Below are 17,783 nucleotides of genomic sequence, written 5' to 3'. Positions count from 1 at the left end.
ACATGAATTTCCAGAACTGGGGCCGTGTCAGTTTTTTGCGGAATTGTTCCTTCCCCGACAGCAATGCCCCGTGAACCTGGAAAATACTCTTCGCCAGATCTACACCAATCATTGTATCCTTCATTTTGCCGTCCTCTCCGTTAGATGGTCTACAGACCACCATCTTGGCACATTGCGATGCCGTCAGGGGAGGGCGGCAACCACCCCATCTTCAGTACCTGGAACAGCACATCGCTGATCCTACCGGCGCCAGCCGGTAGTGGTTCAGTACAGGCGTGGCGGTTTAGCTGTCGGCCTCGTCTCCGGTGGCCTCTGCATTGACCTCAAGGTCGCTGACCTCGTCCTCGTCGCCCTGATCGGCGATCCAGGCAACGCTGACCACGACTTCGCCGCGCCCGGTGTCAAACACCTTGACGCCGCCGGCACTGCGCGAGCGGAAGGAAATGCCCTTGATAGGCACGCGGATCGACTGCCCCTTGGAAGTGGCAAGCATGATCTGATCGTCAAGCGTGACCGGGAAGGACGCCACAAGCTCGCCGCCGCGCATCGCCTTGTCCATCGCCATCACACCCATGCCGCCACGCCCGCGCACGGGATAGTCGTGGCTTGAGCTCAGCTTGCCCGCGCCCTTGGCGCTGATGGTCAGGATAAGGTTCTCGGCCTCGGACATTTCGGCGTAACGCTCGGCGCTGATGCTGGCGTTTTCATTGGCCTCTTCATCGGCGTCGGCTTCCTCTTCGGTCACACCGGCCATGGCGCGGCGCATCTTGAGATAGGCGGTACGCTCGTCCGCCGTGGCCTCGAAGTGGCTGATCACCGACATCGACACGACCCGGTCGTCACCGCTCAGGCGAATACCGCGCACGCCGGTCGATTTGCGGCCTTTGAAGACCCGCACATCGGTGGCCGCAAAGCGGATCGCACGGCCCGAATTGGTGAACAGCATCACATCGTCGTCTTCCGAAGTGATGCGCGCATTGACCAGTTCAACCCCTTCGGGCAGGTCCATCGCGATCTTGCCGTTGCGTTTCACATTGGTGAAATCCGACAGCGCATTGCGCCGCACATCGCCCGCCGAGGTGGCGAACATGATCTGCAGATCGTCCCATTCATCCTCGGGGCGATCCACCGGCATGATTGCGGCAATCGACACACCCGTCGGGATCGGCAGGATATTGACGATCGCCTTGCCCTTCGAGGTGCGCCCGCCAAGCGGCAAACGCCAGGTCTTGAGCTTGTAGACCATGCCATCGGTGGTGAAGAACAAAAGCTGGGTATGGGTGTTGGCCACGAAAAGCGTGGTGACCGCATCCTCGTCCTTGGTGGACATCCCCGACAGGCCCTTGCCGCCGCGCTTTTGTGCACGGAAATCGTTAAGCGCGGTGCGCTTGATATAGCCGCCCTGGGTGATCGTCACGACCATGTCTTCGCGCTCGATCAGGTCTTCGTCTTCCATATCACCAGACCAGTCGACGATCTGGGTGCGGCGCGGCACGGCGAACAATTCGCGCACCTCGCGCAGCTCGTCGGCGATGATCTGCATGATCCGCTCGCGGCTGGCGAGAATGGCAAGGTATTCCTTGATCTTGCCGGCCAGGTCCTGAAGCTCGTCGGTGACCTCTTTGACGCCAAGCTGGGTCAGGCGCTGCAGGCGCAGATCAAGGATCGCGCGGGCCTGAATTTCGCTTAGGTTATAGGTGCCATCGTCATTGGCCGGATGGCTCGGGTCATCAATCAGCGCGATATAGGGCAGGATGTCACCGGCGGGCCAGCGCCGTTCCATCAGCTTTTGACGCGCCTCGGCGGCATCGGCCGACGATCGGATCGTCGCCACGACCTCATCCACGTTGGATACGGCAACCGCCAGACCACACAGAACATGCGCCCGTTCGCGCGCCTTGCGCAGCTCATAGGCGGTGCGGCGTGCAACCACCTCTTCGCGGAAGGTGATGAACAGCGACAGGAACCGGTGCAGCGTAAGCTGCTCGGGCTTGCCACCATTCAGCGCCAGCATGTTGCAGCCGAAGTAGGTCTGCATCGGCGTGAAGCGGTACAATTGGTTGAGGACAACATCAGGCGTCGCATCGCGCTTGAGTTCGATCACAACGCGCACACCGTTGCGGTCGGATTCATCCTGCACGTGGGCGATGTTTTCGATCTTCTTGTCGCGCGCCGCCTCGGCGATCCGCTCGATCATGGTGGATTTGTTGACCTGATAGGGGATCTCGTCGATCACCACCGCATAGCGGTCCTTGCGGATCTCCTCGACGCGGGTCTTGGCGCGGATGATGACGCTGCCGCGCCCCTCAAGATAGGCTTTGCGCGCGCCGGTGCGGCCAAGCATGATGCCCCCGGTGGGGAAATCGGGGCCGGGCACGTATTCGATAAGGTCTTCGCTTTCCAAATCGGGGTTGTCGATCAGCGCCAGCGTGGCATCAATCACCTCGCCAAGGTTATGCGGCGGAATGTTGGTCGCCATGCCGACGGCAATACCGCCCGCACCGTTGACCAGCATATTGGGAAAGCGCGCCGGAAGAACCGTCGGCTCGCGGTCCTTGCCGTCATAGTTGTCCTGAAAGTTGACCGTGTCTTTTTCGATATCGGCCAAAAGGTAGGCGGCCGGCTTGTCCATGCGCACTTCGGTATAGCGCATCGCGGCGGCGTTATCGCCATCCATCGAGCCAAAGTTGCCCTGCCCATCCAGAAGCGGCAGCGACATCGAGAAATCCTGTGCCATCCGCACAAGGGCGTCATAAATCGCGCTGTCACCATGCGGGTGGTATTTACCCATCACATCGCCGACCGCGCGGGCCGATTTGCGGTAGGGTTTGTCGTGGGTATTGCCACTTTCAAACATCGCATAAAGGATGCGCCGATGCACCGGTTTCAACCCGTCGCGCAGATCCGGAATCGCGCGGCTGACGATCACGCTCATCGCGTAATCGAGGTAGGAGGTTTTCATCTCCTCCGCGATCGAGATCGTCGGCCCGTCGTACACGGGACGCTCCGGCAGGTTTTCTTCTGTATCTTCAGGGGGTTGGGGCGTATCGCTCACGGTTTTTCCCGTCCTGTGCATTAGGTCTATATCTAGTTGCCGCCACTATATCAGAGGCATGATATTGGGTGCAATGGGCCAGCGACCTGCCGCTTGGCAGCCACCGCACATAAGTGCTAACATGCTGTTTTTATTGAAAAGTAATTTCTTTCAGGCATCATCATTCCTACAGGCAACTTTAGGAGCACAAAATGCAGATGTCAGAGACTGAATTGATGCTGAAGGGATACGGGCTGACCACGGCGGAATTTTTCTATCGGATGCCGGATTATCAGAACGTTCTCAACAGCTATACCTGGCAGGACTATGATCTTGCGCCGGACCACCCCAAGCTGTTCGATTTCATCGAGTTCTGGCAGCGCGAGCTTGATGGCCCGCTGCATTCGGTGCGCTTTACCCACCGCAAGCTGATCGCGCCGGGCGAGTGGCGCAATGTGGTGGGCGAATTCACGCTGCATTGACGCGCGTGGGTTTCACCCACCCTACGAATATCGTGCAGGGTGGGGCATACTTGATCCGCGTTACGGGATGATGCGGCTGTACTTCATGCCTTCAAGCGACACGCCGGCCATCGCTCCGGCCTGGCCAAAGATGACCGCGACCACGGGAGAGGTCGAAGTGGTGGTTTCCGCCCGCAGGTTTTCGCCGGTGTCGTTGAACACATATTCGATGTCCGCTCCTGCGGCCCATCCCGACGAGCGGCGAAAGCGTTGAAGCGCGTCCTCGGTCATGAAGAACAGCACATGCGCAAACTGCTGCGCGCCGATCTGAAGCCCGACGCTGCCTTTGGTGGCCGAATAATAGTCAACCGTCACGTCGTTCACGCGAAGCGCGCCACGACCAAAGCCGCCGCCCACGAGAAAGCCGGCCTCGGTCACGACCGGCATCACCAGCATGCCGGTGGATTTTTCCGCAAGACCGCGGGTATTGGGGTATCTGGTATACATGTGGTTGATCGTTGCATCGACGCGCGCGTCGATCTTGGCGGCGCCGCCGCTGCCCACGCCATTGCCACAGGCCGCCAAAAGCGGTGTGCCCGCCATCAGGCCAAGTGTGAAACTACGTCTGGTAAGAATGCTCATGTGATTGCCTGTGTGTTGCCTCTTGGGGCCGGTCTTTTGGCATACCGGTCTGCGCCATAGTATAGGGGCAGGGGCACGCCCTGTCACTATGGATTGCGGCCCTGCGCGGGATGTTGCGTAAAGCGGCTAGCCTTGCGCCAGAGCGCGCGCCACGCGCGGTGCGAAATAGCTTAGCACCCCGTCACAGCCCGCCCGCTTGAACGCCATCAGGCTTTCCAGCATCGCCCGATCGCCATCAATCCAGCCATTCTGTGCGGCGGCCATGATCATCGCGTATTCGCCCGAGACCTGATAGGCAAAGGTCGGCGCGCCGAAATTGTCTTTTACCCGCCGACAGATATCGAGATAGGGCATGCCCGGCTTGACCATGACCATATCGGCGCCCTCGGCCAAATCACGCTCGACAAGGCGCAGCGCCTCATCTGTGTTGGCGGGGTTCATCTGATAGGTTTTCTTGTCGCCCTTGAGGGCGTTCGAGGCGCCAACCGCATCGCGGAACGGCCCGTAAAAAGCGCTCGCGTACTTGGCGGCATAGGACATGATCATCACGTTATGGTGACCCTGCGCCTCAAGCGCGCTGCGGATGGCACCGATGCGGCCATCCATCATGTCCGACGGCCCGATGATATCGACGCCTGCCTCGGCCTGTGACAGCGCCTGTTTCACAAGCGCCTCGACGGTGGCGTCATTGATGATTTCGCCATCCACCACAAAGCCGTCATGGCCAGTGTCCGAATAGGGATCAAGCGCCACGTCGGTCATCACCGTGATCCCCGGCACCGCCGCCTTGATCGCGCGGGTGGCGCGGTTGCTCAGGTTCTCGGGGTTCCAGGCCTCGGCGCAATCGGCGGTGCGGTTCTCGGCCGATGTATAAGGAAACAGGCAGATCGCGGGAATGCCAAGATCGGCAGCCTCCTGCGCGGCCTCGACCACCTTGTCGATCGAGCGGCGCAAGACGCCCGGCATCGAGGGCACCGGCTCTTCCACGCCGTCGCCGTCGCGCACGAACACCGGCCAGATAAGATCGGCCGCGCTCAGCGTATTCTCGGCGACAAGCGCCCGGATCGAGGGCGATTGACGGGTGCGGCGCAGGCGGGTGGCGGGAAAGGCGGCTTGTGTCGGGCGCATGAACAATCTTTCTGGATTACCTCTACTGTCTGAGTGACACGGAATTTACCGCATCTCAAGGGTAGGAATTACCGCACAGCGGCGCTAAGAGGGTCGATGTTGATGGTTATAAGGCTATGACGTGGACTGGTATCAAAACGTTTTCGACCTGATCGACTTTCGCAGTTTCAGCAACCTGTGGTTCTGGATCGCCCTTGCCGTGACCTGGTCAACGGCAAGCCATTGGGTGCTTGGCGTGCCGTGGGATATGGCTGTGCGTGCCCATAAGGGCAAAAACGCACAAAGCATTGTCGATTTTGAAGACATGGTGCGTATCAACACCAACCGCATTTTGTTCATTGCTCACGAATCGGGGCTTTTGCTGTCCGGGATGGTCGCCTTTGGCATGACGGTTCTGGTGCTTTTGGGCTTTGTCTATGACAACGAATTCTCGCAGGCGGTGTTTCTGCTCGGCATGCCGCTGACGCTGGTGGGGCTTTTGTCGGTGCGCACCGCGACGCGCATTCAGGCCGAGGCCCTCTCTGGCGCGGCCCTGTTCAAGCGGCTCAACCGGCATCGCCTGATCATTCAGGTGATTGGTGTGGTCTCGCTGTTCGTGACCGCTATGTGGGGCATGTATCAAAACATGAACGCCGGCGTTCTGGGCTAGGCAAGGCCCGCACCCGGCCATGAAGGTTAGACTGGCATGACATCTGCGACCCATATCACCGTCGGCGGCGCGCCCGAGGGCTTTGATGCCGCGCTTTTGCTGAAAGAGGTCGAAAAGACCGGCGGGCCGCTGCTGCATGTGGCGCGCGATGACAAGCGCATGGCGGCGATGGCCGCCGCTCTGCGGTTCTTTGCCCCCGACATGCCGGTGGTGACCTTTCCCGGCTGGGATTGCCTGCCCTATGACCGGGTGTCGCCCAATGCCGATATTTCGGCCACGCGGATGGCGACGCTGGCGGGGTTGGTGCATGGCATGCCCGAGCGCTTTGTCCTTCTGACCACGCTCAACGCCGCGAGCCAATTCCTTCCGGCGCGCGAAGTTCTGCGCGATGCGGCCTTTTCGGCGCGGGTCGGCGAGCGGGTTGACGAGGCGGCGCTGCGCAACTTCCTTGTGCGGATGGGTTTTACCCAGGCCCCGACCGTGACCGAACCCGGCGATTACGCCCTGCGCGGCGGTATCATCGACATCTTTCCGCCGGGCGAGGGCGGGCCGGTACGCCTTGATCTTTTTGGCGATATTCTTGACGGCGCGCGCCGGTTTGATCCGGCCACGCAGCGCACCACCGAAAAGCTTGATCTGATCGAGCTTGCCCCGGTCAGCGAGGTCATTCTTGACGAACCCGCGATCCGCCGCTTTCGCCAGAACTATCGCATCGAATTTGGCGCGGCAGGCACCGATGATCCGCTCTATGAAGCGGTGAGCGCGGGGCGCAAACACGCCGGTGTCGAGCATTGGCTGCCGTTCTTTCACGACCGGCTTGAGACGCTGTTTGACTATCTGCCCGAGGCTACGATCAGCCTTGATGATCAGGTCACGCCGACCCGGCTCGCCCGCTGGGACAGCATCGCCGATCAATACGAGACCCGCCATCTTGCCCTGCAACAAAAGTCGCGTGGCGATACGGTCTATAAACCCGTGCCGCCGGGGCTTCTCTATCTTGACGATGACGCTTGGGTTAAGGCCACCTATGCGCGCCGGGTGCTGCAACTGGTGCCGCTGCCCCAGGCCACGGGGCCGGGGGTGATCGACGCGGGAGGGCGCATCGGGCGCAATTTCGCGCCTGAGCGCCAACAGGAAAACATAAACCTTTTCAGCGCGCTGAAGGACCATGTTGAAGCAAAACTTGCCAAGGGCCCGGTGCTAGTCGCGAGCTATTCCGAAGGCGCGCGCGAGCGTCTTGAGGGGCTGCTTGAAGATGAGGGCCTGATTGGCGCGGTGACCGTGACGGATGCCCGCCGGATCGCCAAGCGCGGCCTGCATCTTGCGGTCTGGCCGCTGGAACATGGCTTTGAAGCGCCCGACCTGACCGTGATCGCCGAACAGGATGTGCTGGGCGAGCGGTTGATCCGCTCGGCCGGGCGGCGGCGCAAGGCCGAGAATTTCCTGACCGAGGCGCAGAGCCTGAGCGCGGGCGATCTTGTGGTGCATGTGGATCATGGCATCGGGCGCTATCTTGGGCTTGAGGTGATCACCGCCGCCGGGGCGGCGCATGAATGTCTGGTGCTCGAATATGCCGAGACCGCCAAGCTTTACCTGCCGGTCGAAAATATCGAACTCTTGTCGAAATACGGCCATGACGACGGCCTGCTGGACCGGCTTGGCGGCGGCGCATGGCAGGCCAAGAAGGCCCGCCTCAAGGAGCGCATCCGCGAGATGGCCGAGCGGCTTATTCGCGTGGCCGCCGAGCGCGCGCTGCGCCGCGCCCCCGCGATCGAGGCCGAACATCACGCCTGGGAGGCCTTTGCCGCGCGCTTTCCCTATCAGGAAACCGATGATCAGCTGGCGGCGATTGCGGATGTGATGACCGATCTTGAAAGCGGTCGGCCGATGGATCGCCTGATCTGCGGCGATGTCGGCTTTGGCAAGACCGAGGTGGCAATGCGCGCGGCCTTTGTGGCGGCGATGTCGGGTCTTCAGGTGGCGGTTGTCGCCCCCACGACCCTTTTGGCGCGCCAGCATTACCAGGAATTCGCCAAGCGCTTTCGCGGATTTCCGGTCTCGGTGCGCCCACTGTCTCGGTTTGTCTCGGCCAGCGAGGCCGCCAAGACCCGCGAGGCGATGGCCAAGGGCACGGTCGAGATCGTCATCGGCACCCACGCGCTTTTGGCCAAGTCGATCCGGTTTCATAACCTCGGGCTGTTGATCATCGACGAGGAACAGCGCTTTGGCGTGACCCACAAGGAACGCCTCAAACAGTTGCGCTCGGATGTGCATGTGCTGACCCTGACGGCGACGCCGATCCCGCGCACCCTGCAATTGTCGCTCTCGGGGGTGCGGGATCTGTCGATCATCGGTACGCCGCCGGTCGACCGTCTGTCGATCCGCACCTATGTCAGCGAGTTCGATAGCGTCACCATCCGCGAGGCCCTGTTGCGCGAGCATTATCGCGGCGGGCAGTCGTTTTACGTGGTGCCCCGGATCAGCGACCTGCCGGAAATCGAAGAGTTCATGGCGACGCAGATGCCGGAACTGACCTATGTCATCGCTCATGGCCAGATGGCGGCGGGCGAGCTTGATGACCGGATGAACGCCTTTTACGACGGCAAGTATGACGTGCTCTTGGCGACCACCATCGTGGAATCCGGCCTTGATATCCCGACCGCCAACACGATGGTCATCCACCGCGCCGACATGTTCGGGCTGAGCCAGCTTTACCAGATCCGCGGCCGGGTCGGGCGCTCGAAAACGCGGGCCTATGCCTATCTCACCACCAAGCCGCGCGCGCCGCTGACGCCGGGCGCAGAAAAGCGCCTGCGGGTGCTTGGCAGCCTCGATACGCTTGGCGCGGGCTTTACGCTTGCCAGTCAGGATCTTGATATTCGCGGAGCCGGCAATCTCTTGGGCGAAGAGCAATCCGGCCAGATGCGCGATGTCGGCTATGAGCTTTATCAATCCATGCTGGAAGAGGCGATCGCCAAGATCAAATCCGGCCAGATGGAAGGCCTCTCGGAAGCCGATGAACAATGGGCGCCGCAGATCAATCTTGGCGTGCCGGTTCTTATCCCCGAGGCATTTGTGCCCGACCTTGATGTGCGCCTCGGGCTTTATCGCCGCCTCAGCGGGTTGGAGACCAAGGTCGAGCTTGAAGGCTTTGCCGCCGAGTTGATCGACCGATTTGGCAAGCTGCCGCGCGAGGTCAACATGCTGATGCTGGTGGTACGCATCAAGGCGATGTGCAAACGCGCCGGGATTGCCAAGCTTGACGGCGGCCCCAAGGGCGCGACGATCCAGTTTCACAACGACAAGTTCGCCTCGCCGCAGGGGCTTGTCGAGTTCATCAGCGATCAGCGTGGCTTGGCCAAGGTGCGCGACAACAAGATCGTCGTGCGCCGTGACTGGAAGGGCGAAACCGACCGCATCAAGGGCGCCTTTGCGATTGCCCGCGATCTGGCGGAAAAGGTCATCGCGGAAAAGAAACGCGCCTCGGCGAAGGGCTGAGACCGGGCAGGGGGCGCTGCCCCCATCGCGTGCCGCGATTCCCCCGGGATATTTTCAGCAAGAAGAAACCGGCTGTTGTGCTCTGGAGGGGGCGGCCCTAGCCTGTGATCTGACAGAGGGGGACGCGGGATGGATATCACGGGGCGAGAGGCGGGCGATCTGCTGGCGATGCTGGAGCGCCGGGAGATCAGCGCGCAAGAGCTTATGCGTGCCACGCTTGAGAGGATCGCGGCCAGTAATGGCGCGCTTAATGCGATTGTCGATCTGCGCGATGAAGAGGTTTTGATGCAAGAGGCGCGCGCGGCCGATGATGCACCCATGCGCGGCGCGCTGCATGGGTTGCCGATGGCGGTCAAGGACCTGGCCAATGTCGGGGGCTTGCCGACCTCGCAGGGCTCGCCGCTATTTGCCGGGCAGGTGGCGCAGGCGGATGATCTTCACGTGGCGCGGATGCGCGCGGCGGGGGCGATTTTTATCGGCAAGACCAACACGCCCGAGTTCGGCCTTGGTAGCCATACCTTCAACCCGGTGCACGGGGTGACGCGCAATCCCTATAATGCGGCGCGGTCCTGTGGCGGATCGTCGGGCGGGGCGGCTGTGGCATTGGCGGCGGGCATGCTGAGCCTCGCGGACGGGTCGGACATGATGGGCAGCCTGCGCAATCCGGCGGGATGGTGCAATGTCTATGGCATGCGCCCAAGCTGGTCTCTGGTTCCGAGCGAGCCGCGTGCCGACACGTTTTTGCATCAGCTTTCGACCAACGGCCCGATGGCGCGCAGCCCGCGCGACATGGCGCGGTTATTGGCCGTGATGGCGGGCCCTGATCCGCGCCAACCCCATGGCATGCCGGTGCCGGATTTGAGCGATATCAGGCCAGAGGCCAAGGGCGCGCGGATTGGCTGGCTTGGCGATTGGGGCGGGGACTGGCCGTTTGAGGCGGGCATTCTGGACCTCTCGGAAGAGGCCTTGCGGGTGTTCGAGGGGCTTGGCGCAAGGGTCGAGCCGGTGAAGCCGCCGTTCAGCCGTGTCGCGCTTTGGCAGAGTTGGGTCACCCTGCGCCACTGGGCGGTGTCAGCCAATCTGTCGCCGCTGCTGGAGAGTGGACGCTTGAAACCCGAGGCGATCTGGGAGGTGGAAGAGGGCCAACGTCTGAGCGCGCTAAAGGTGCATAAGGCGAGCGTCATCCGCAGCGGATGGTTTGCCGCCGCCGCGCGGTTGTTCGAGACATACGATGCGCTTGTTCTACCGACGGCGCAGGTCTGGCCGTTTCCGGCCGACTGGACCTATCCCAAAGAGATCAACGGCCAGCAGATGGACACCTATCACCGCTGGATGGAGGTGGTGGTTCCGGCCTCATTGGCGGGCCTGCCTGCGGTTGCGGTACCAGCCGGATTTGGTGCAGGCGGATTGCCGATGGGGATACAGCTTATCGGGCGACGCGGCGATGATGCGCGCCTGTTGGAACTGGCGCAGGCCTATCACGAGGCGACGCTCTGGCCGACGAAACGGCCCCCCGTGCTAAGCTGAATTTGAGTTACATCTTTGCGGCGGGTTCGGCCTTGGCTAACCTTCAAGAAAAACCGGGAGGGGGCAGGATGCCAGCCAATGAGATAAAACCGCTTGGACGCCCCGAGATGGGCGAGGTGCGTTTTGCCATGCTTGGCGAGGCGTTGCGGCGGGGCTGGCGCGACATGCGGCGTGCACCGGGTTATGCGATTGTTTTTGCAGGGGTTTACGTGGCGGTGGGCCTGATCATGGCCGGGGTTACCTGGAGTACGGGAAAAAGTTATTGGCTTATCTTTGCGGCCGTTGGCTTTCCTTTGATCGGACCCTTTGCCGCCGTGGGGTTCTACGAGGTCAGTCACCGGCTTGAGCAGGGGCGCGCGCTTGTTGCGTCTGAGGTGATGGGCGTGATTGCCCATCAACGGCGGCGTCAACTGCCGTCGATCTGCGCGATCATCATCATGGTGTTCCTGTTCTGGTTCTTTCTGGCGCATATGATTTTTGCCCTGTTCCTCGGGCTGTCAACGATGACGAATGTGTCATCGTCCTTTGAGGTGTACCTTACGCGGGAGGGGCTTGGCATGCTTACCGTGGGCACGGCGGTGGGCGCGGTTTTTGCGCTGTTTATTTATGCGATCACCGTGATTGCCCTGCCGCTTTTGCTGGACCGTGAGGTGGATTTCGTGACTGCGATGCTGACCAGCCTTGAGGTGGTTGTGCACAACCCGGTGCCAATGCTGGCCTGGGGGGGGATGATTGCGGTGCTGACGTTTTTGGCGCTATTGCCGGGGTTTTTGGGGCTGTTTATTGTCCTGCCGCTTTTGGGGCATGCCACATGGCATCTTTACCGACAGATCTGTGGCGCCGCGGCGACGGGAGAACCTAGCGGCTCCAGCGGCTGATGAACCGAAGCGAGCGGCAGGCGGGTCCAAGAAAATTCGCCGAATTTTCTTAGGCGACAGACGTCAGGCCTCGCGCCCGTGGCGTTTGAGACGCGCGTGCAGATCGCGCGCTTGAGGTGCCCCTGCCTCGAGCGCAAACACATAGGCATGGGTCAGGAAAAAACAGGCGGCATCAAGATCATTGGCGCTGTCGGCGGCCGCGGCATAAAGCGAGATCAAGGCCTCTTGATCCTGCGCCGCATGGGCCGCCAACATCTGGTCGTGCAGATCGCTCATTCGGCCGCCTTTGCCATCCCGCGATGCGTGCCAACCTTGCTTGCCACCCAGTGATGAAAGCAATGCGTCGGGCTATCCATCACAGGCGAGAACCGACCGCCGTCAAAATAGGTGGCATGACGACCTTTCTGCATGCCTTCGACGACAAAGATGTCTTCCTCGAACACGGTTTTCCAAAGCTGGGTATTGCGCGCGCGCAGGCCCTCGTCGCTATCGGGCACCGAGTAATAAAGGTGAATGTGCTCGACAGTGCGATCCGTTGCCTTGGGTTCCAGAATGATCGCGAAGGCATGATCGCGATGCACGCCGAGAAGAACATTCGGATAGGCCGCGATATATTCGGCCTGTTCGTTCCACTTGCTACCAACCTCTTCGAAATCGGGGAATGTCTCGCCGTTCTCGTTTGTCAGCTGGCGATAAACCATCGTGCCCTGACCGGAGAACGCGCCGGGCTTTTCGATGTGATAATGATCCTCTAGCTTGGAATAGCTGTTAAGGCCGGGGTGTACCCAAGGCAGGTGATAGCTCTCGCAATAATTTTCGACCGCCAGCTTCCAGTTGGTCGCGACTTCAAGTTCAAACCGGCTGTCATGGCCGCCGTGATAGATCGGCAGGTCAAACTCTTTCCAGCGCTCGATAATATCCGACATCGCCTCTTCAAAGGCGGGCGCGTCACCCGACACGTTGATCCAGACCACATCGCGCCAGATATGACTGCGCACCTCATTGAGGCCAAGCTCGTCGCGCTTGATCGCCTCGTGAGTGTTATGCCCGGGGCCGCCCACATGCGGTGTGCTGACGAGGTTGCCCTTGGTCGAATAGCACCACGAATGATAGGGGCAGCGAATGGCGCCTTCGATCTTGCGCGGCTCTTCCACAAGGATCATGCCGCGATGGCGACAGGTGTTCTGAAACACCCGTACATCGCCATCCTTGTCGCGGATCAGCAGGAGCGGCATGCCGAGAAACTCCACCGGCTTGGCATCGCCCGGTTCCGGCACATCGGCACCAACCGCAAGCCCGGCCCATTGCGAGAAAAGCAGCGCGTGCTTTTCCTCCTCGAAGACGGCCGGATCAATGTAATGCGCGTTGGGCAGGCCATTGGCCGTCTCTACGCTGGCGCTTACAGTCGACAGATTAGTCAATTGGGTCATTTTAGCACTCCGGGTCAATCAATACGACAAATATCGCCCGGATAGCGGTGCGGCTGGTCGCCTATCTGCGACGCGAATTTACACAAGACGACAAATTTTTGGCGGTCAGGGCGGAATTTGTGCGGCGATAATGACAAAACGGGGCCATGAGGCCCCGCTGTTGGTCTTTGCCCGCGATTGGGTTGCTCAGATGCCGCGGGGCAGGGCGGCGACGCCGGTACGCGCAATCTCGCTAAGGCCAAGCGGACGCATCAATTCGGCAAAGGCGTCGATCTTGTCCGGCGCGCCTGTGATCTCGAAGACAAAGCTGTTGAGCGTGCTGTCGACCACATTGGCGCGGAAGATATCCGCAAGCCTTAGCGCCTCGACCCTTTTGTCGCCCTCGCCCTCGACCTTGAGAAGAGCCAGCTCGCGCTCGACGGCAGCCCCTTCGACGGTGAGGTCATGCACTGCATGCACCGGTACGATACGGCCAAGCTGGGCCTTGATCTGTTCGATCACCTGCGGCGTGCCAGTGGTGACGATGGTGATCCGGCTGGTGTGGCCGGTGTGATCGACCTCGGCCACGGTCAGGCTTTCGATGTTATAGCCACGCCCGGAAAACAGCCCGATCACCCGCGCCAGAACGCCGGGTTCGTTGTCGACAAGCACCGCCAGCGTGTGGCGCTCGGTGGTGTCCGAAAAGTTGGGACGCAGATTGTAGGCCGAATGCTTGTTCGAGCCTTTTTTGATTTTCAGAGCAGACATGTGATTTTTCCTTTGTTCCGGTGGCCTGGCGCCGGAATTTTCAAAAAATTCCGGACCGTTTTCTTTAAAAGAAAACGGGTGTCACACCAGCACCGCGCCTGTTGATCCGATTGCGTCCTTGGTCGAGGCATCGCCCAGAAGCATCTTGTTATGCGGCTCACCCGACGGGATCATCGGGAAACAGTTCTCGTGCTTTTCCACCAGGCAATCAAAAATCACCGGCCCGTCGTGATTGAGCATCTCCATGATCGCGTCATCAAGATCGGCGGGATCCTTGCAGATGATCCCCTTGGCGCCGAACGCCTCGGCCAGCTTGACGAAATCAGGCAGCGATTCAGACCAGCTCGACGAATAGCGCTCGCCATGCAGCAGTTGCTGCCACTGGCGCACCATGCCAAGGCGCTCGTTGTTGAGGATGAACTGTTTCACCGGAAGCTTGTATTGCATCGCGGTGCCCATTTCCTGCATGTTCATCAGCCACGACGCCTCGCCCGCGACGTTGATGACAAGCGCGTCGCGATGCGCCATCTGCACGCCGATCGAGGCCGGAAAGCCATAGCCCATTGTGCCGAGCCCACCGGATGTCATCCAGCGGTTGGGATCGTTGAAACCAAGGTACTGCGCCGCCCACATCTGGTGCTGGCCCACTTCGGTACAGATATAGCGATCATGGTCCTTGGTCAGCGCCTCAAGCCGCGCGAGGGCGTGCTGCGGCTTGATCACCGCGCCCTTTTGCTCAAAGCGCAGGCAATCGACCTTTTTCCACTCGGCGATCTTGGCGCTCCATTTCTGGATGCCCTCGCGGTTGACCTTGCGACCACGTGATTTCCAGACCTTGAGGAGATCTTCAAGCACATGCGCGATATCGCCGACAATCGGGATATCGGTCTTGATCACCTTGTTGATCGAGCTGGGATCAATGTCGATATGCGCCTTGATCGAATCCGGGCTGAACGCGTCCAGGCGCCCGGTGATCCGGTCGTCGAACCGCGCCCCGATGTTGATCATCAGATCGCACCCATGCATCGCCATATTGGCCTCGTAGAGACCGTGCATGCCCAGCATGCCCAGCCAATGCTCGCCATTCGCCGGATAGGCGCCAAGGCCCATCAGGGTGCTGGTGATCGGAATGCCGGTCGCCTCGACCAACTCGCGCAAAAGCTGGCTTGCGGCGGGACCGGAGTTGATCACGCCGCCGCCGGTATAAAATACCGGCCGCTTGGCGGTTTCCATCGCCGCGACCAGATCGGTGATCGACTGCATGTCGCCCTTGACCTGCGGCTGATAATGGCTGGTGCGGGCCTTTTGCGGCGGGGTGTACTCGGCGCTGGCAAATTGCACGTCCTTGGGAATATCCACCAGAACCGGGCCGGGGCGACCGCTTGTCGCCACGTGAAACGCCTGGTGCAGCACGTTCGAGAGGTCCTTGGTGTCATTCACCAGCCAGTTATGCTTGGTGCAGGGGCGGGTGATGCCAACGGTGTCGGCCTCCTGAAAGGCGTCGGTGCCAATCATGAAGGTCGGCACCTGGCCGGTCAGAACGATGATCGGAATACTGTCCATCAGTGCGTCCGTAAGGCCGGTCACCGCATTGGTGGCACCGGGCCCCGAGGTCACAAGCACGACGCCCGGCTTGCCGCTTGAGCGGGCATAGCCTTCGGCGGCATGCACCGCGCCCTGTTCGTGGCGCACGAGGATATGCTGAATATCGTTTTGCTGGAACACCTCGTCATAAATCGGTAGCACAGCCCCTCCGGGATAGCCAAAGACGACGTCCACGCCCTGATCCTTGAGGGCCTGAACCACCATTTTCGCTCCGGTCATCTGACGTGTCATGTGCTTTGCTCCGTATATGACATCAACTCAATTCGCATAAAAAAGCCCCCGGTTTGATCCGGGGGCGCATGGGGTTCCATTATGGTGCCTTACCGGCCCATGCGCCATTTACCTGACGGTACGACTAGGTTTGCCATGCGGCGACTCCTTTGCTGCGTGTGCGAGACATTATGGCTGGTGGCAGGGGGCGTCAACCCGAATTGGTCGATAAAATGTCGCAAAATGGGGTGAAATCTTTGCATTTGTTGCGTGGGATGACCTGATTTCGTGTTTTTACGTATATTTTTGCAGAGGTGTGCCGCGATTTCCCCGCCGAGCCCGCGTTTTATGCAGGGTCACGGCGCGGCGTCCAAAATGGCGGGCTTTGTATCATACCTCTCGAAGTGTTGTTTTGGAGCGCGCGCTGCTGCTGGCTAGGGTCAAGGTGCGGGGCGGAACCACGGGTCGCGGCCCGGCGATAGATTGAACGCATGAAATCGGCGCCACGGTCCAGGACCGGGCGCGCCACCATTGAACAGGAGAGTGATATGACAAAACGCAGGATTTCGGCGCTTGCGGGGGCCTTGCTGTTGGCCGGGCTGATGCCCGCCACCGCGCAAGAGCACCCGATGGGCTTTTTCGTCACCAGCACCGGGCTGGGCGATGGGGCCAATCTTGGCGGCCTTGAAGGCGCGGATGCCCATTGCGCCGCGCTTGCCACTGCGGCCGGATCGACCGGGCGCGACTGGCGCGCGTACCTGAGCACCCAGGCCGAGGGCAAGCGCGGCGTCTCGGCGCGCTACCGGATCGGCATCGGCCCCTGGTACAACGCCCATGGCGAACTGGTTGCCAGCGACCTTGACGATCTTCATGTCATGCCCAACCTCAAGAAGCGCACCGCCGTCGACGAGAACGGCAATCAGATCAACGGCTATGGCGATAGCCCGAACGTGCATGACGTGCTGACCGGATCAATGGCCGATGGCATGGCCTATTTCCCGAGCGATCCCGCCGATCACACCTGTGGCAACTGGACCAGCAATGGCGAAGGCAGCGCGCAGGTCGGCCATAGCGACCGGCACGGCGGGGGCAATGTGTCGTGGAATTCGGCGCATGCCTCGCGGGGCTGCTCGCAGGATAACCTTGCAAGCACCGGCGGCGCGGGCCTGCTTTATTGCTTTGCGGCTGACTGAGGCTATCAAACCTATTGGCGCGCCAGCAGGTTCGGCGCGCCTGTCCCATTGCCGAAGGTCAGATCCTTTTGACGTTCACCAAGGGAACGGACCCAAAATGGAAAACCGGACGGTCGTGCAGGGCGCGGCGAAAGAGGAAACACGAGCCCGACTTGCGTTTTTCTGCATTGCGGCCCAAAGTCCGCTATCGGTTGTAGGCTGGTCATGTGGAAGGGGCACCAAAGTGAAATTCAAAAAGTTGTACTCGGATCCTCAAGGCGAAAGCCATTGGTCAGACATCGAAGTTAAACTTGAGGAGCAAACGTTCGCGCCGCCTGCGAAAGCAATCGAGCTTTCAAAGCCAGAAGCCGTCACGCAAACCATGTTCTTGAGGCTCAAGAAGGGCTGGGATGAACCAATTCATCCTACGCCTGTCGCTCAAAAGCTCATTTGTCTTTCTGGCTCGGTACGTGTGACTGCGAGCGATGGAGACTTCAGGGATATTGGGCCGGGCGACGTCTGGCATATGGAAGACAAGCACGGCAAGGGTCACCATACCGTTGTAACAAGCGACGAAGACTTTCTATCCGTGATCGTACAGTACGAGTAACAGAGACCGCACTGGCCTGCATGGCAAAGCTGACGTTCAACATCGCCCTGCACAGGTCTGCTTTATCCTGTGTGGATGGCTCCCTTTTTGCAAGTACCGATTTGATGATAAAGCCTGTCAGAAGCAGTCTTGTGTTCGGCCTGTTAGCGCGACGCACATGGCCGCTGGCCCTGATGGTTTCCACCAACCAAG

14 protein-coding genes and 1 pseudogene are annotated in these 17,783 nt (G+C 60.5%); 7 read left to right on the top strand and 8 right to left on the bottom strand.

Features of this window, described 5'->3' with window-relative positions; genetic code table 11:
• Together ROG8370_RS21485 and gyrA are read right to left on the bottom strand one after the other, a co-directional pair.
• A pseudogene (locus tag ROG8370_RS21485) lies at positions 1-124 on the bottom strand (IS110 family RNA-guided transposase); the annotation flags it as partial.
• A 159-nt stretch (positions 125-283) separates the two neighbouring features.
• A complete protein-coding gene (gene gyrA / locus ROG8370_RS17910; RefSeq protein WP_085828516.1) occupies positions 284-3,076 on the bottom strand; it encodes a DNA gyrase subunit A in 2,793 nt (930 codons plus the stop codon).
• A gap of 170 nt (positions 3,077-3,246) precedes the next feature.
• Between gyrA and ROG8370_RS17905 the strand changes: the two genes are divergently transcribed.
• A complete protein-coding gene (locus ROG8370_RS17905) occupies positions 3,247-3,516 on the top strand; it encodes an usg protein (protein ID WP_073197896.1) in 270 nt (89 codons plus the stop codon).
• A 60-nt stretch (positions 3,517-3,576) separates the two neighbouring features.
• Here ROG8370_RS17905 and ROG8370_RS17900 read toward each other — a convergent pair whose 3' ends face one another.
• Positions 3,577-4,137 (bottom strand): lipid-binding SYLF domain-containing protein, encoded by a 561-nt coding sequence (locus tag ROG8370_RS17900; RefSeq protein ID WP_085828515.1) that lies wholly within the window; start codon positions 4,135-4,137, stop codon positions 3,577-3,579.
• Between the two features lie 126 nt (positions 4,138-4,263).
• The gene (gene hemB, locus ROG8370_RS17895) at positions 4,264-5,265 is read right to left on the bottom strand and encodes a porphobilinogen synthase (RefSeq protein WP_085828514.1); all 1,002 of its coding nucleotides are present in this window, start codon (positions 5,263-5,265) and stop codon (positions 4,264-4,266) included.
• 121 nt (positions 5,266-5,386) lie between these two features.
• Between hemB and ROG8370_RS17890 the strand changes: the two genes are divergently transcribed.
• The 4 genes from ROG8370_RS17890 to ROG8370_RS17875 all read left to right on the top strand — a co-directional run bounded on the left by ROG8370_RS17890 (position 5,387) and on the right by ROG8370_RS17875 (position 11,817).
• On the top strand, positions 5,387-5,914 hold the full coding sequence (locus tag ROG8370_RS17890; protein ID WP_085828513.1) for a component of SufBCD complex: 528 nt from the start codon (positions 5,387-5,389) through the stop codon (positions 5,912-5,914).
• Positions 5,915-5,950: 36 nt separating this feature from the next.
• Positions 5,951-9,412: a transcription-repair coupling factor gene (mfd, locus tag ROG8370_RS17885; protein ID WP_085828512.1), complete on the top strand. Its 3,462-nt coding sequence runs from the start codon at positions 5,951-5,953 to the stop codon at positions 9,410-9,412.
• 129 nt (positions 9,413-9,541) lie between these two features.
• Entirely contained in the window at positions 9,542-10,939 is a 1,398-nt protein-coding gene (locus ROG8370_RS17880) for an amidase (RefSeq protein WP_085828511.1), read from the top strand.
• 68 nt (positions 10,940-11,007) lie between these two features.
• A complete protein-coding gene (locus ROG8370_RS17875; RefSeq protein WP_085828510.1) occupies positions 11,008-11,817 on the top strand; it encodes a DUF2189 domain-containing protein in 810 nt (269 codons plus the stop codon).
• 63 nt (positions 11,818-11,880) lie between these two features.
• On the opposite strand, the gene ROG8370_RS17870 is transcribed toward ROG8370_RS17875, so the two are convergent.
• From ROG8370_RS17870 to ROG8370_RS17855, 4 genes are all read right to left on the bottom strand, one after another.
• Positions 11,881-12,093 (bottom strand): hypothetical protein, encoded by a 213-nt coding sequence (locus ROG8370_RS17870; RefSeq protein WP_085828509.1) that lies wholly within the window; start codon positions 12,091-12,093, stop codon positions 11,881-11,883.
• Positions 12,090-13,247: an aromatic ring-hydroxylating oxygenase subunit alpha gene (locus tag ROG8370_RS17865; protein WP_085828508.1), complete on the bottom strand. Its 1,158-nt coding sequence runs from the start codon at positions 13,245-13,247 to the stop codon at positions 12,090-12,092. The genes ROG8370_RS17870 and ROG8370_RS17865 overlap by 4 nt, the downstream gene beginning before the upstream one ends.
• A 186-nt stretch (positions 13,248-13,433) precedes the next feature.
• Positions 13,434-13,994, bottom strand: a complete 561-nt coding sequence (gene ilvN / locus ROG8370_RS17860; RefSeq protein WP_085828507.1) for an acetolactate synthase small subunit — start codon at positions 13,992-13,994, stop codon at positions 13,434-13,436.
• An 81-nt stretch (positions 13,995-14,075) separates the two neighbouring features.
• Entirely contained in the window at positions 14,076-15,830 is a 1,755-nt protein-coding gene (locus ROG8370_RS17855; RefSeq protein WP_085828506.1) for an acetolactate synthase 3 large subunit, read from the bottom strand.
• Between the two features lie 527 nt (positions 15,831-16,357).
• Here ROG8370_RS17855 and ROG8370_RS17850 point away from each other — a divergent pair.
• Both ROG8370_RS17850 and ROG8370_RS17845 read left to right on the top strand, forming a co-directional pair.
• Positions 16,358-17,002 (top strand): hypothetical protein, encoded by a 645-nt coding sequence (locus ROG8370_RS17850; protein WP_085828518.1) that lies wholly within the window; start codon positions 16,358-16,360, stop codon positions 17,000-17,002.
• A 97-nt stretch (positions 17,003-17,099) separates the two neighbouring features.
• Positions 17,100-17,591, top strand: coding sequence for a cupin domain-containing protein (locus tag ROG8370_RS17845; RefSeq protein WP_245827486.1), 492 nt, complete (start codon positions 17,100-17,102; stop codon positions 17,589-17,591).
• Positions 17,592-17,783 lie beyond the last annotated feature (192 nt).

The sequence above is a fragment of the Roseovarius gaetbuli genome (assembly GCF_900172365.1).
Classification (GTDB): Bacteria; Pseudomonadota; Alphaproteobacteria; order Rhodobacterales; family Rhodobacteraceae; genus Roseovarius; species Roseovarius gaetbuli.
Note: the sequence above shows the minus strand (reverse complement) of the source record. Positions and strands in the feature narration are given on the sequence as shown.